Genomic DNA, 13,881 nt, shown 5'->3' on the forward strand with positions numbered 1-13,881 from the left:
GAGCCTGCTCCGGACGCTTCCGCTGACTGGTACGACAGCCGGTCAGATGCCCAGGGGGTACGCGTCTGTTTGGCGTCGTTGATGTCAGCGGTGGATGTCAGCCTCAGCTTTGAGAGCGACCGGCGTGGCCCAACTCATGGGGATCAGCCGTGCCGGCGGCATCCCGCAGAGGGCCCGGGTGCCGGAACGCTGAACCTCCCTATCTGACCGGGGCATATGGCTCGCTGTTCTGGTGCTCCTGGGAGCCGACGCTAGGACATAAGTGCTGGTGGCAGCAACGCTTTTAGGTCAAAGTGCGGTAACCAGCCAAACCTGCGCGATGATTCGTACCAACCCCTCCGCGGGAGACCCTTCGTGCGAGATCATCGGGCTGCAATTGATCAGCCACATGGGGGCGGATGTGTACAAAGCGGTCAAGATCGATGGTAGCGATTCGGAGTTCCTCGTTGAGGTCATTCCCCTCGCTGTTGAGAGCGTCGACCAGTCAAAGATTCTGAGGGGGCGCGGAGCGCCAGAGCAGGCCTTGACCAGCCTGCGTCAGGTGGGAGATGCCATCGTCCAAACCTGCGAAGACGTGTCAGCCGCGATTCGTGAACGCTTTGCCGAAGCTGCGCCGAACGAGTTGGAGGTCAAGTTCGGGGTATCCCTCAGCGGTGAGGGAGGCGTTCCCCTGGTGGGCAAAGTCAAGGCTGACTCGACCTTCGAGGTCAGAGCACGCTGGACTCGCTGACCAGCGCTGTCTCTGTGGTACATGTACGCGCCGAGAGTGAACGTCATGTACCAGTTGACGTATGCGACCTGGTCAGGGGGGAAAACTAGTTGGTAACCTACGCGGCATGAGTAAGCCGGAGGATGGCAGCTGGTCGGGCCTGAGCGACACAGAACACGCGCTGCTTGAGCTGATGTCGGCTGCGCTGAAGGCGGACGAGGAAGCCGCGAAGGAACTATGCCGACGGTGGATGCGCAAGCCTCCCACAGTGTCAGGTCATGCAGTTGCTCTCCGGGCAGAGCTGAGAGCCTTGCTCACGGCTCTGCCTGGACGCTCTCCTCTTCGAGGTGGCGCGGCACCTAGCACTGACTGGAGGCCGCCGGCCACCGTCGACTTGCCTAGAGACCCGGAAACCAACCAAACGTTGCTTCGCTTGGGTGAGCCGCCTGCAAGTTCAGGTCCCGTGCTTGATGAGGCTTGCATGGCCCAAGTTGACAGGGTTGTCGCTGAGCGCCCTCTACGTGAGCGTCTCCTTGAAGTTGGCCTGCAGCCGTCTCGCAGCGTTCTCTTGAGCGGTCCCCCAGGGGTAGGTAAGTCCATGACCGCTGCGTACATCGCTGAGCAAATGAAGCAGCCGCTCCTCATCGTGGATCTGGCATCCGTAATGTCGAGTTACTTGGGGCGGACCGGGCGCAATTTGAGGGCGGTACTCGATTATGCGTCACAAACGGAGTGCGTCCTTTTTGTAGACGAGTTCGACGCTCTAGCGAAACGGCGAGACGATAATACTGACGTCGGCGAACTAAAGCGGTTGGTCAACGTTTTGCTGTTGGAACTCGACCGCTGGCCCGCTGGAAGCTTCTTGGTCGCCGCTACCAATCACCTAGACCTAGTTGATCCGGCTATCGCAAGGCGCTTCGATGTAAAAATCGAAATGCCTATGCCCGAATGCGAGCAGCGGAAAAACCTTCTATCTCAGGTTCCCGTTATCGCAGGTGCGAGTATCGGCGCAGACTGCATCTCTTTGCTGGCGCTCGCAACTGAAGGGAAATCGCATTCCGATATCGTTAAGCTTGTGAGTGGCCTCGCGAGAGAAGTAATAATTCAAGATGGCAATTTGGAAAAATTTTCGGAGCGTATTGCTGAGTACGCCATGGTTACGCTTCGCGAACATTCGAAGTCGGACTCAGAAACTCGATCTCAAATAATCTGTCTTGCCTATCAATCACTTGGCTACTCGCAACGAAAGATCGCAGGCATCCTCGGTGTAAGCCATCCGACAGTGAGTCGAGTTCTGGCTTCACAAGAAAAATGACGGAACCGTAGCTAATTTCCTGGGGGGGAATAAATGAACCAAAAGACGGGTGGACGAATCCTCGTTGGAGGCGAGCAGATGTCCGAAATGATTGATCGAGCTTTAGGAGGAGGAAACAAGTTCTACCCGTACTCTATGGAGGAGACCAGGGAGATCCTTGGCCCCCAAGCACGATCACTCCGTGACTCTGCAGTACAGATTGATTCATCACTGCGTGCCGATCATGTAGTCTTCGAGGCTACTCTGTTGCCCAATTTTCTTGCCAACAGTTACTTCCCAGATCGCCTAGTCAAGCTGCTGGATCTCACTCCGCTCGGATCTCGTCCGGCCACGGGGAACTTAACACTTCGGAGTGGCACCACACCGGATGTGCCCACCAAATCGCTGATCGTCGCTGGCAATGATGCGAGCCTAAGCCGCTTGGCTAACATGCTTGAAGGGGGCGAACTAAACCGCGCCGAAAAGGCAGCCGCAGAAGAACTGCGTCAGTTCTCACAAATCAACTTGCCACGTCGGGAAGAAGTTTTACGGGATCCTCGGGTAGATACTGGTGCTTCTGGCCGTGATCGTGTGGTCTATGAGGCAGTCCTACACCCTGATCCAGATAACCCTGGATCGGGCCGTCAGCCGATGAATAATCGACTCTTCCATAAATTCGAAGAGTACATTGCGAGCCTGGGTGGGGAAGTAGCGGCTACGCGTCGCGATGTAGTTGGCGGGTTGACGTTCGTCCCTGTGTTGCTGCCTGAGGAGCAGGCAGAGCAGGCTGCTGCCTTCAATCCCCTGCGGTCGATTCGGCGTATGCCGCGGATTCGTCCCGTTCCTACGTCGCCGCTCCGGTCGGCGCCGCGGGTAGCGCGGCCGGCACCTCCAGCAGCTGACGCGATTGCGCCCGAGGTTCTTATCTTTGATGCCGGAATTGATGGCGGCGACTACTTCGCAGGCTCTGCTCAACAAGTGCATCTGACAAATGAACATCCCGAATACGGCTGTATTGAGCACGGGAGCGCTGTTACGGGAGCCGTCCTTTACGGGAATGTGCAACCGGGGGAGAAGTTGTCGAAGCCACCGGTCAAGGCCACCCATTACAGGTGCATTCCGGGGCCAGCCGAGGATGGCACGGAACTTTACTGGCTTCTGGATCAAATCCAGAAAACAGTAACGGAAAAGGATGCAATGATTGTCAATCTCAGCCTTGGACCGGAAGTCTCCGTAGACGATGGAGAGCCGCACCGCTGGACGGCTGTTCTTGATAGCCTGGCCTACGAAAGGGACATTCTTTTCGTTACCGCAGTTGGAAACAACGGTGAAACCAACGACAGCCGGATAATGGTTCCGGCGGATATGGTTAACGGGCTCAGCGTCGGAGCGTGTGATCGCCCCTACCCCGAGGCATTGTGGACACGCGCACCCTATAGCTGCGTTGGTCCCGGGCGGCCTGGTGCCCTAATACAGCCGACGGTCGTGGCGTTCGGGGGCGATGACCAGCTGCCATTCGCTAGACTAAGGGCCGACGGCAGGATCTCGTACGACTGCGGGACAAGTTACGCAGCGCCCCTTGTTTCCCACGAGCTGGCCGTGTTGTCTGGTGAGCTTGGGGACCGAGCAAGTGCTTCGGCACTGAAGGCATTTGCGGTCCATTTTGCAGAATCGCATGCTGACCCGGACATAAGCACTGGGCATGGACGGCTTATCAGTGACCATGCTTCCGCCCTTTGGTGTGACAGTGATGAAGTCACTGTCATGTACCAGGCTTCTGTTGAGCGTGATCAGGTTCTGGGATTCCAACTTCCAGTGCCGGAAGGTCTTGATCGAGGGCTGGTGAAGGTGAGGTGGACGCTCGCCTATGCATCGCCCACGGATCCGACTGAGGCGGTTGAATATACGGAATCCGGCCTTGAGTTCACGCTAAGGCCGCATGCGGCAATTTACTCCTTTCGTGACCCGGAAGACTCGTCGCATGTCGTGAAGGTCAATATTCGTGACGAATCAGAGCGGGTGGCGGAACTGGAGGAGGAGGGCTGGGTCCGCAGCAAAAATCCAATATCTCGGTCTCAGGGGAAGGGGCCAAAAGAATCCGAGGCCAGGAGACGTCGCGGGGGGAAGTGGGAGACGGTCATGCAGGGGCAGGATCGTCTCCGGGCGAATAGCCTCTGGCTTCCCAGGCTGGATATTGAGTATTTGACGCGAGCCGGTGGCGTCCTCACTCGCGGCGCGGCACCGGTGGACTTCACGCTACTTGTTACCGTAACGTCCCTTTCTGGCGTACCGGTCTACCAGCTGGCTCAGGCGGAGTTCCCTGTTCTCTCGGTACTTCCTGTGCCCATTTCGGCTCAGGTGCGAGCCCAGACCTGAGCGGGGCATCGCGGGCGGTGGAGCGGCTTTGGGGTGGCGCTGCTTTGGCGCGAGTGATCATGGCCCCGTAAGCTTCCGGCGCGTCGGGCAGTCTGTGGACCTGCCCGGTAAAGCACGACGTTGGGGCCATGATCTTCGAGGCTCGCGCCAAAGTGGCTCCGTAAAGCCGTGGAGCCGACCGCCCCAGCCACGACGCACCCTTTCTCTGGCATCAGGCGACTGATTGTCATGAGCGCGGCACGGGCGCCGGCCGGGCTGGAGCGGGACGAAGGCAGGAGCGCAGGCCCGGCCGGGGGCCGGGCCGCGCGCGGTGAGCGGAGCGAGCCGCCTTGATGAAGTAGGGAAAGTTCTACCGCGCCCGTGGCGATCATCAGGGCGGCGAACGGCCTACTGACTTTGGTATGTGGTCGCTACGCTTGTCCGGTCACCGCAACATGAATCAAGGAGTGTGCTCACCGGATGGGACCGAAGTCGGAGCGGGTCTACCGCGCCATTCGAGAGTGGATCTCGACGGGCAAGTACTCGCCAGGCTCCAAGATCCCCTCTGAGCGAACGCTATCGGAAGAGCTGGCCATCGGCCGCACAGCACTGCGCCAGGTGCTAGCCAGGCTCGTTGCTGAGGGCATCATCGAGGTCCACGGTCGCAGCTCCTACCGGGTGGCGGATCGCTCAGTGACCACGGAGGCCCCGACGGATGTCGAGCCCTGGCAGATCCACGGTGAGCGAACCGTGTATGACAACCGCTGGGTAAAACTCAGCCTCGTAGATGTCGAGCCTCCCGGTGTCGACCGCTTCGAGCATCACGTGGTGCGCCTACACCACGTCGCCATCGCTGCCGTCATCGACGATCAGGACCGGGTCCTGATGATGTGGCGCTACCGCTTCGTCCCGCAGTCGTTCGGCTGGGAGTTGCCCGGCGGGATCGTCGACGAGGGCGAAGAGCCCGCGCAGGCGGCATTGCGCGAGGTCGAAGAAGAGACCGGCTGGCGGCCGAACGCTCTTGAGCACGTGGTGACGTACCAGCCCATGGTGGGCATGGTCGACTCGCCACACGAAATCTTCGTGGGTCGCGGCGCCAAGCTCGTTGGCGAGCCGACAGATCTCGAAGAAGCCGGGCGCATCGCTTGGGTGCCGCTCTCAGACATTCCGGGGCTAATGGCGCGTGGTGAGCTGATGGGCTCCGGCACGCTGGTGGCCCTGCTGCATGTGCTCGCCTCGCGGGGTGCTGGCGCCTCGCCTACAAACGCTGCGTGAGCTGCTCGATCCGGCGTCGCTGACGTACTGATCCCGTACGGTTCGCGATTAGACGAGCTTGGCGTAGGTGCTCGTGCGCCTGGTCGTACTCGCCGCGGGCCAAGTGCGCCTGCGTGAGATCGCAGTGCAGTCCTGCGGATGCTCGTATGAACGTGGGATCGGCGGTATCGAGTGCCGCGTAGAGGTTGCCCACGGCTTCGTCGTCACCGATCAACGCAAGCGCGTTGCCCCGCCACCTCGTGAGGTGCCCTTCGTTCAGGAAGATGCTGAGCATGTCCGGGTCGCGGGCGTCTTCTCCCGGTGGCAGGCATCGCGTGGCATTCTCGAGCGCCCGCCGGCACTCGTCGGGCATGCCAGCTCGAGCGCATATCTCGGCTTCGGCTGCGTACAGCCAGGCAGTGAGGCGCGGGGACATCGCCTTCCCGCCGAGTCGCTGCGCGTCGCGTATCAACTGGACTGCCATGTGGGCTCGTCCCGCGTCACAGAGCACGTAGGCCTGCTCTGCCGTGGCGTGCGCGAGGTACATCGGCTCGTCCGCCTCCTGGGCTGCTCGCTTGCCCAACTCATAGTGGCGCCAGGCGCGCTCGACTGCCCCAACGTCGAGGGCCTGCCACGCTGCGAGAGTCGCCGCCCCTGCCAACGCGCGGGCGACTGGGCGTCGAGTATCAGGCAGTACGGCGAAGGTCAGAGCGTCCTCAAGTGTTCCGAGGTGGGCGGTCATCTGGTCGACGAGACTCGGGGCCCCCATCTGGCGGTCCATGGTCCTGAACAGCTCGGTCTGGTCCATGAAGGTCTTCACCATGGTCAGACTGACGCTGCGAGCCGCATCGATCCGGCCTATGAGCTCGTCGTACCCGTCTGCCGCAGCCGGCGCCGCCAAGGTGACTGCTGTGCCGCTCAGTTCCTCGTCGGTGACGCCGAGCAGTGCGCGCAGGATCTTCGCGTACCGGGCTGAGATCGGGCGCCGGCCGTTCTCCCACTCCGAGACGTACACACGCAGGCTTGCCGTTGAGGCCACTGTGAGCACGTGCTGTCGCGCATAGCGTTCGATCTCGCGAACTAGCCGCTCCTGCGACCACTCGCGCGCACTCCTCGCTGACTTCAGCCCGTTCGCCACCTCGCGCCGCCCTGCCTAGGTTGCAAGCCCCAATTGCAGCATGCCTTAACGTCAGCGCAGGTCGGGAGGGGTTAACGCGCCAGGTGTTAACCCCTGTTGGCTACCGGTCCGTTGGCGGAAACGGTTCTCTAGAACCGTCGCAGCAAGGCGAGTTGAAGCGCCAGGCCATCGGCACTGCTTGACATCTGGTGCGCACCAGATGCAATCTACTGGTGCGCACCAGTTGGAAGCGCAAGTGCCCGCGGCGTGCTGCGGCTTCGGTCAACGCACAGGAGCGGCGACCCACCGCCAAGCAAGTACGCCGCTCCCGCCCCCCTGAAAGGGAGTTCAAGCATGCGTCAGATTCCCGTCGACACCAACGGCGCCACGTTGATGGTCGCCCAGGTCCCGCAGACGAAGATGAAGGACAAGCGCAACGGCGTGATCGCGACGGACCGGGACACCGGTCACACGCTCATGACGGTCGACGTGCTGTTCGTGATGAACGGCAACGCGGAGGTCATCACGGTGACGGTGGCCGAGCCGGACATCTCCGGTGAGCTGGCCATGGGCACCCCGATCGCGCTGACCGGCCTGGTGGCCGTGCCGTGGGAGAACGAGTTCAACGGCCAGAAGCGCCACGGGATCAGCTTCCGCGCGGTCGCGGCCACCTCGCTGGCGCAGGCCCCGGCGAAGCCTAAGGCGGCCTGACCATGACGGGCTTAGTGATCGCCCTGGCGGTCCTGGCCGGGCTGGCGCTGCTGCTGAAGTGGCGCCGCCCCGTCTGGTACTGGCTCACCCTCGGGGTCTTCTTCCGGATGATCTGGGTGAGCTACCGCTACGCCAGCGTCATGGAAGCCTGCCGGCTGACCGCTCCGGCCTCCCGGATGCGGCGCACGCTGGCCCGCTGGATGGACAGGCCGGTCCCGCAGCAGCGGGTGCCGCGTCTGCTGTGGCTGAAGCCCACACGGACCGGGCTTCGGCTGCGGCTCCGGCTGCTGCCAGGACAGGATGCCTTTGAGTTCGCCGCCGCCGCCGACCGACTGCGCCACTCCTTCGGCGTCCACCAGGTCACCTCACGGGAGATCAAACCCGGGGTCATCGAGGTCACGCTGACCGGCTACGACGTTCTCAAGCGGGTGCAGATGCCCGCCCGCGGCGACCGGGGCTTGCTGAAGATCCCGATCGCGATGGTGGAGGACGGCACGGTCCATTACCGCGACTACCGCGAGGTCCCGCACGCGGTCACGGTCGGCGCCACCCAGTCGGGCAAGTCCGTCACCCAGCGCACCGTCATAAAGGAGCTCGCGGCCCAGCCGGTGGCGCTGGTCGGGATCGACTGCAAGAAGGTCGAACTGGGCCCCTTCGCCCGACGCTTCTCAGCCCTGGTCGACAACCCCGATGACGCCGCTGACCTGCTGGAAGCGTTGGTGGATCGGATGCTGGGCATCTACGACGTGATCCGGGCAGAGCAGCAGATCAGCGTCGACACCCCGGATGCGGAGATCGCCGCCAATATCTGGGACCTGCCCGAGGAACTTCGCCCGGTGCCGGTCGTGGTCACGATCGACGAGATCGCCGAACTCACCCTGAGCACGAAGAAGAACGACCCGCGCCGCGACCGGATCGTCAACGCCCTGGTCCGCCTCGCCCAGCTCGGACGTGCGGCCGGCGTCTTCCTCGACATCTACGGACAGCGCTTCGGCTCCGAACTCGGTGACGGCATCACCATGCTCCGCGCCCAGCTCACCGGCCGGATGGTCCACCGCGTCAACGACGTCTCGACGGCGAAGATGGCGTTCGGCGACATCTCCCCGCACGCGGTGTTCGCCGCCACCCAGATCCCCAACGCCCGGCGCGGGATGGCCGTGGTCGGCTACTCGACGGGCGAGTGGATGCGGGTCCGTGGCCCGCACACCTCGATGCGGCAGGCCGTCGCCGCCTGCAACCGCCATGCCCACCGCACCCCCGACCTGCCGGAGCTGGCCCGCTTCCGCCCGCTCGTCGGCATCGCGCCCCTGGAGGCGTCCCCGGTGGCCCAAGCCGCCTAGTGTCCCGGTCCGGAGATCCTGTCGCAGTAGCGGCAGATGCGGTCGATGATCTGGTCCGCGGTCTTGGTCCATCTGAAGGGCCGAGCCTGCTCGTTCCAGGTCTTGATCCAGTCCTCGAGCGCGGTCTTCAAGTCGTCGAGTGAGCAGAACACGCCGCGCTCCAGACATCGCCGCTGTAGTTCGGCGAACCACCGCTCGATCTGGTTGATCCAGGACGAGTAGGTCGGGGTGAAGTGCAGCTCGAACCGAGGATGGGTCAGAAGCCACTTGTGCACGACCGGCGCCTTGTGGGCGGAGAGGTTGTCGCAGATCACGTGGACCGCCAGGCCGGGATCGGTCTGGCGGTCGATCTCATCGAGAAAGTCGCGGAAGTCCACCGCCCGATGCTGCGCGGACAGCTTCCCGATGACCTTGCCGGTGGCGGTGTTCAGGGCGGCGAACAGGTCCACGGTGCCGTGCCGGAGGTAGTCGAAACTGCGCCGCTCAGGGGTGCCGGGCACCATCGGCAGCACCGCAGCGGTCCGCTCAAGGGCCTGGATCTGCGGCTTCTCGTCCACCGCGAAAACTGCCGCGTTCGCCGGCGGAGCGAGATACAGCCCGACCACGTCTCGGATCTTGTCGATCAGCAGCGGGTCCGGGGAGATCTTGAAGTCCTCCGTCCGCCAGGGCTGCAGCCCGAACGCCCGCCAGATCCGCAGCACGCTCGTCGGGGAGATCCCCACCCGCTTCGCCAGCTCCCGCTTCGACCAGTGGGTGGCACCCTCGGGCACCTCTTCGAGAGTGCGCACCACCACCTCTTCCACCTGGGCGTCTGTGATGGTGCGGGGCACACCGGGACGTGGCTCGTCGGACAGCCCGTCGAGCCGGCACCGGAGAAATCTGGTCCGCCACCGGCGCACGGTCGCGCGATCGGTCCCCAGCCGTGCGGCCACTGCGGTGTTGTTCAGCCCGTCTGCGCAGGCGAGCACGATCCGGGCCCGTCTGGCCAGCCCCTGCGCGGTTGTCCGGCGTTTGGCCCACCCCTGCAACACCAGCCGCTCGTCCTCGGATAACACCAGCGGCTGCAGCCTGCTGTCGCCCACACCCCCAGCAGACCGCAGCCGGCAGCCGCCGTCACCACCCACACCGCAATCTGAAACGAACGACGACTCACGTGGCGAAACGTGAACTCAAGGCCAGGTCACTAGCTCCCCTCGCTCCACGGCCGGCGTGACCGCCTTCGCGTCACGTCCCTACCCCAGCCATGCCGAAAACCGGAAGGAGACCCGCGATGTTCTGCGAACACTGCGGCGACACCGACGGCCAGGAAACCGGAACCGATCACGACGAACGCGACTGCCCCCGGTACGCGACCGACAACGACTGGACGGCCAAGGAGCTGGAAGACGTCCTGCGACAGACCGCTGACGGTAGCCCCCACCGCACCGCCGCCATCGAGCTGCTCGCCGCGCACGGCGTCTGGCTCCCGCGTCTCGCCCAGCGTGAGGACCTGATGGTCGCCGACGGCGAGACCGGTGAGGTCTACGACCTCGACTGGCCCACGCTCGCCGACCCGGACCGGGCGGAACTGGTCGGCTCCGGCAGCGAACTGGGCATCCTCACCCTCGCGGCCTCGCTCGCCGACGCCGGCGTCTCGATCCGCCTCGGCGACATGCTCAGCCACCTGGACTCCACCAACCTTGCCCGCGTCCTGACGGCCATCGCCACAGCCAACGGTCGCCCTCAGGTGGGTGAGCGCTATGTGCCCTCACTGTGAGGACTTCCAGCGCACCGTTCTGCTGCTCGGCCAACTGGCCCTGTACGCCGACATGTTCGGCTCCGACCAGGACTTCATCGACTCCGTCGGCCCGTGCCTGGCCGCGTCGCTGCCCGAGCCGCCGCCCGGTTTGTTCCCGCCCGACTACGACCCGAACGAGGGTCCCGAATACCCCGGCCAGGGGTGGTGACCATGACCACCGCCAAGAGGCCCGCCACCCGCCGCAAGGCCGCCAAGCCTGAGCCCGCGAAGTGCCCGGACTGCGACGGCAACGGCGAGATCACCGAAACCGTCCGCGTCGGCCCCCGCAAGGGCCGTGCCACCGACGCCCGACAGTCCGCCGTGTGCCTGACCTGCTGGGGCTCCGGCGAAGCGACCGCCGACTGAAAACCCGCCGGGGCTGGGCGACCGGACCTCAATCCCCGCCCCGCCCCGGCACGACCGCCAGGAAGGAGACACCCCGTCATGCCTCAGCCACTGACTGCCCTGGACGACCTGACCTCAGACGACTTCCTGCGTCAGCTCGCTGCCCTGCGAGAACAGCGGGAGCAGATCGACCGGCACATCCGCGCCCACCTGGCCTACGCCCGGGAGTTCACCAGCCCTCGCCCGTACACCCTGGCCTCGCTGGCTGAAGCGGCCGGACTGTCCATCTCGGGAGTTCGCACCGCCTTCACCACGGCTGACTGTGAGACCGTGGCTCGCGCACTGGGCCGGGCTCCTCGGAGGCAGGCATGACCCGGCCCACCGGTCGCCTTCGCCCGGACGCGGTCCTCGTACAGGCCGTGATCGCCGGAGCATTGTCCTTCGCCCACCTGCACGACCTCGCCGCCGCTGCCGGACAATCCGGCTGGAAAGCCTGGGCCTACCCCATCAGCGTCGACCTGCTCCTGGTCGCCGCCTGGCGACGGCTGCGCGCCCACCGCTCCCGGCTGGCCTGGTGCTGGTTCCTCATCGCCCTGGTCGCCTCACTCGGCGCCAACGTCGCCACCGCCGGCTTCCTCGACCTGGCCCACCCGCCCGCCTGGCTCCGCTTCGGCATCGCCGGGTGGCCCGCCCTGGCCTTCCTCGGCGGCACCCTGCTCACCCACACCCCCACCCCGGCCGAGGACCGGACGCCAGCTTCGTCGGCGCCCAGCGTCGCGGCCTCTGCGCCCACCGCAGAGCCCGACCCCGAGCCGGTTCCGGTGGCCGTCGACGACGCGCCAGCTCTGCCCGCCGCCGAACCGGTGGAGCCCCTTGATGCTCCGGCTGTGCCAGTTCCGGCCGCACTGGTCGCGCACGCTCGCAAGGTTGCCGACGACCACCACACCCGTACCGGCACCCGGATCGACCCCGACACCCTGCGCGCTCGCCTCGGTGTCCCCGCCCCGCTAGCGAACGCGATCGCTGCCCAACTCACCTGAATCCCGGAAGGGAGATTTACCCATGGGTCTGTTCCAGCTCTGGCAGGACCTGCACCGCATCGGCACCACCCACGTCGGCGGCGGCGTCGACAAGCGCACCGGCGAGATGAAGTACGTCGCCGCCTGCGAGGCCGAAGAGTGCGGCTGGTCCAGCGGCTACGACACCTACGAGGCCGCCATGGTCGCCGCCCGCGGCCACCGCTGCCCCGTCCGCTGAAGGCGACGGTCCCGCGATGTCCGTCCCGCTGTGGTTCTTCATCACCTGTCTGGGCCTGGTCGGCATCAAGCTCATCCGCCCGCCCTGGTGGCTGATCGCCGTGCTCCTCCTCGGCGGCTACCTCCTCGCCTCCAGCTCTCTCGCCCCTGCCATCGGCACCGCAGTCAAGTAACCCGACCCGGAAGGGAGAACAGCTCGATGTTGCACCCGAAGATCCCGACCAACCCGACTCCGACCGGCGCAGTCACACCGCCCACTGCGGTACAGCCGACCACGATCGCCCCCGCCCCCGCGGCCCCGTCGGCTGCCCCGTACGCGCCCCCGGCCCCGGCCTCGTCCCGGCCGACGATCCAGCTCACCCCGGGGAGCACGCTCGCCCTTATCGGCGGCGGCACTGCCGTGGTCCTCGTCGTCGGCGCGGTCCTGGTCTCGATGCTGCTCGCGGTCGCCATCACCGGCGTCTCGGTCGCCATCTGCGCCCTGGTCATCCGCTCCCTGGTGACCACCGACGCCAAGCGACGCTGACCGGCCCCCGGAGCGGCCTCGGTCGCCAAACTTCCGCCGCTCCGGGCGCCTTCCCTGTCCGATCCACAGAACCGGAAGGAACCTCCATCATGCCCGGCACCAGCCCGGCCACGTCCACGACCACGCGGATTTGCCCGAACTGCGACGGCTTCGCCACTGCCGCTATTTCCCTCGGCGACCGCGACGACCACGGCCACCTGACCACCCTCCCCGTCGACTGCCCGGCCTGCCACGGCACCGGAACCGTGCCCGTCGGCCAGCGCCCGACCGCCGTGGCAGGGAGGTGACCGCTGTGTCCGACCTGACGCCGAACGAAAAGACGCCCGGCCTGCACATCTCCGCCGAACCGATCTACCGCCGCCACGACGACCCCGGTCGCTGGTGGCAGAGCACCGCTACGGCCCCGAAGGCCTCCTACCACTGCGGCGGCTGCGGCAAGTCCGAATCCGCCACGGGCAACGACGCTGCCGGCCTGATCGACGACTACAAGACCAACCACGGCCCCGCGCACAACCGGGGGCGCCGGTCATGAACACTGCTCTCCCCAACGGCCTGCGGGTGCTGGACCTGTTCTGCTGCCAAGGCGGCGCTTCCATGGGCTACCGCCTCGCCGGGTTCGACGTCACCGGCGTCGACATCGTCCCGCAGCCCCGCTACCCGCTCCGGTTCATCCAGGCCGACGCCATCGACTTCGTCCGCGAGCACGGCGCAGAGTTCGACTTCATCCACGCCTCACCGCCCTGCCAGCGCTACACGCTCGCCCAGCGCATCCAGCGCCGCGACCACCCCGACCTGATCGCCCCGACCCGCGCAGCCCTGGAAGCCACCGGCCGGCCCTGGGTGATCGAGAACGTGGAGGAGGCTGCCCCCGAGCTGCGCGCCCCGGTCACCATGTGTGCGGCCGTGTTCGGGATGCACACCTACCGGCACCGGCTGTTCGAGACCGGCGGCGGCTTCACCTTCACGCCGCCCCGCCACCCTCGGCACACCGCGCCCCTGACGAAGATGGGCCGCCCCCGCGCTGCCGGGCACTTCGCCCACTACGTCGGAAACTTCTCCGGCGTCCAGGAAGCCCGTGACGACATGGACGTGTCCTGGATGAGCCGCGACGGCATCCGCGAGTGCATCCCGCCCGCCTACACCCAGTGGATCGGCAACGCCATGCACGCCTCCCTCCTGGGGGTGGCTGCGTGACAC

Annotated in this window: 19 protein-coding genes; 17 read left to right on the forward strand and 2 right to left on the reverse strand. The window is 65.3% G+C overall.

Annotation, left to right across the window (positions count from 1 at the left end; all coding sequences use genetic code 11):
- Positions 1-262 precede the first annotated feature (262 nt).
- From ACFY01_RS27810 to ACFY01_RS27825, 4 genes are all read left to right on the forward strand, one after another.
- The gene (locus ACFY01_RS27810; protein ID WP_390738463.1) at positions 263-730 is read left to right on the forward strand and encodes a CU044_2847 family protein; all 468 of its coding nucleotides are present in this window, start codon (positions 263-265) and stop codon (positions 728-730) included.
- Positions 731-1,190: 460 nt separating this feature from the next.
- Positions 1,191-2,024, forward strand: a complete 834-nt coding sequence (locus ACFY01_RS27815) for an AAA family ATPase (RefSeq protein WP_390738575.1) — start codon at positions 1,191-1,193, stop codon at positions 2,022-2,024.
- 33 nt (positions 2,025-2,057) lie between these two features.
- A complete protein-coding gene (locus tag ACFY01_RS27820) occupies positions 2,058-4,379 on the forward strand; it encodes a S8 family peptidase (RefSeq protein ID WP_390738464.1) in 2,322 nt (773 codons plus the stop codon).
- Positions 4,380-4,838: 459 nt separating this feature from the next.
- Positions 4,839-5,633, forward strand: a complete 795-nt coding sequence (locus tag ACFY01_RS27825; RefSeq protein ID WP_390738465.1) for an NUDIX domain-containing protein — start codon at positions 4,839-4,841, stop codon at positions 5,631-5,633.
- On the opposite strand, the gene ACFY01_RS27830 is transcribed toward ACFY01_RS27825, so the two are convergent.
- Positions 5,617-6,660 (reverse strand): XRE family transcriptional regulator, encoded by a 1,044-nt coding sequence (locus tag ACFY01_RS27830; RefSeq protein ID WP_390738576.1) that lies wholly within the window; start codon positions 6,658-6,660, stop codon positions 5,617-5,619. The genes ACFY01_RS27825 and ACFY01_RS27830 overlap by 17 nt on opposite strands.
- 423 nt (positions 6,661-7,083) lie before the next feature.
- Between ACFY01_RS27830 and ACFY01_RS27835 the strand changes: the two genes are divergently transcribed.
- Entirely contained in the window at positions 7,084-7,440 is a 357-nt protein-coding gene (locus ACFY01_RS27835) for a hypothetical protein (protein ID WP_390738466.1), read from the forward strand.
- A 2-nt stretch (positions 7,441-7,442) separates the two neighbouring features.
- A complete protein-coding gene (locus tag ACFY01_RS27840) occupies positions 7,443-8,780 on the forward strand; it encodes an FtsK/SpoIIIE domain-containing protein (protein WP_390738467.1) in 1,338 nt (445 codons plus the stop codon).
- On the opposite strand, the gene ACFY01_RS27845 is transcribed toward ACFY01_RS27840, so the two are convergent.
- A complete protein-coding gene (locus ACFY01_RS27845; protein WP_390738468.1) occupies positions 8,777-9,862 on the reverse strand; it encodes an IS630 family transposase in 1,086 nt (361 codons plus the stop codon). The genes ACFY01_RS27840 and ACFY01_RS27845 overlap by 4 nt on opposite strands.
- Before the next feature lie 188 nt (positions 9,863-10,050).
- Between ACFY01_RS27845 and ACFY01_RS27850 the strand changes: the two genes are divergently transcribed.
- The 11 genes from ACFY01_RS27850 (at position 10,051) to ACFY01_RS27900 (ending at position 13,878) form a co-directional block, all read left to right on the forward strand.
- The gene (locus ACFY01_RS27850) at positions 10,051-10,536 is read left to right on the forward strand and encodes a hypothetical protein (protein WP_390738469.1); all 486 of its coding nucleotides are present in this window, start codon (positions 10,051-10,053) and stop codon (positions 10,534-10,536) included.
- Positions 10,520-10,726 (forward strand): hypothetical protein, encoded by a 207-nt coding sequence (locus tag ACFY01_RS27855; protein ID WP_390738470.1) that lies wholly within the window; start codon positions 10,520-10,522, stop codon positions 10,724-10,726. Before ACFY01_RS27850 ends, ACFY01_RS27855 begins: the two co-directional genes overlap by 17 nt.
- 2 nt (positions 10,727-10,728) lie before the next feature.
- Positions 10,729-10,923, forward strand: coding sequence for a hypothetical protein (locus tag ACFY01_RS27860; RefSeq protein ID WP_390738471.1), 195 nt, complete (start codon positions 10,729-10,731; stop codon positions 10,921-10,923).
- A gap of 78 nt (positions 10,924-11,001) precedes the next feature.
- A complete protein-coding gene (locus ACFY01_RS27865; RefSeq protein ID WP_390738472.1) occupies positions 11,002-11,274 on the forward strand; it encodes a hypothetical protein in 273 nt (90 codons plus the stop codon).
- Positions 11,271-11,942 (forward strand): DUF2637 domain-containing protein, encoded by a 672-nt coding sequence (locus tag ACFY01_RS27870; RefSeq protein ID WP_390738473.1) that lies wholly within the window; start codon positions 11,271-11,273, stop codon positions 11,940-11,942. The genes ACFY01_RS27865 and ACFY01_RS27870 overlap by 4 nt, the downstream gene beginning before the upstream one ends.
- A gap of 22 nt (positions 11,943-11,964) precedes the next feature.
- Positions 11,965-12,159 (forward strand): mobile element transfer protein, encoded by a 195-nt coding sequence (locus tag ACFY01_RS27875; protein ID WP_390738474.1) that lies wholly within the window; start codon positions 11,965-11,967, stop codon positions 12,157-12,159.
- Between the two features lie 16 nt (positions 12,160-12,175).
- On the forward strand, positions 12,176-12,331 hold the full coding sequence (locus ACFY01_RS27880; RefSeq protein ID WP_390738475.1) for a hypothetical protein: 156 nt from the start codon (positions 12,176-12,178) through the stop codon (positions 12,329-12,331).
- A gap of 26 nt (positions 12,332-12,357) precedes the next feature.
- Positions 12,358-12,684, forward strand: a complete 327-nt coding sequence (locus ACFY01_RS27885) for a SpdD-like protein (RefSeq protein WP_390738476.1) — start codon at positions 12,358-12,360, stop codon at positions 12,682-12,684.
- A gap of 89 nt (positions 12,685-12,773) precedes the next feature.
- Positions 12,774-12,971 carry a hypothetical protein gene (locus tag ACFY01_RS27890; RefSeq protein WP_390738477.1) on the forward strand — a complete coding sequence of 66 codons (198 nt, stop codon included), beginning with the start codon at positions 12,774-12,776 and terminating at the stop codon, positions 12,969-12,971.
- A gap of 5 nt (positions 12,972-12,976) precedes the next feature.
- A complete protein-coding gene (locus tag ACFY01_RS27895) occupies positions 12,977-13,216 on the forward strand; it encodes a hypothetical protein (protein ID WP_390738478.1) in 240 nt (79 codons plus the stop codon).
- Complete coding sequence (locus ACFY01_RS27900) at positions 13,213-13,878, forward strand: SAM-dependent methyltransferase (protein WP_390738479.1); 666 nt, start codon at positions 13,213-13,215, stop codon at positions 13,876-13,878. The genes ACFY01_RS27895 and ACFY01_RS27900 overlap by 4 nt, the downstream gene beginning before the upstream one ends.
- The last annotated feature ends 3 nt before the right edge of the window (positions 13,879-13,881 follow it).

This window comes from Streptomyces sp. NPDC001480 (assembly GCF_042894725.1).
In the GTDB taxonomy this organism is placed as follows: Bacteria; Actinomycetota; Actinomycetes; order Streptomycetales; family Streptomycetaceae; genus Streptomyces.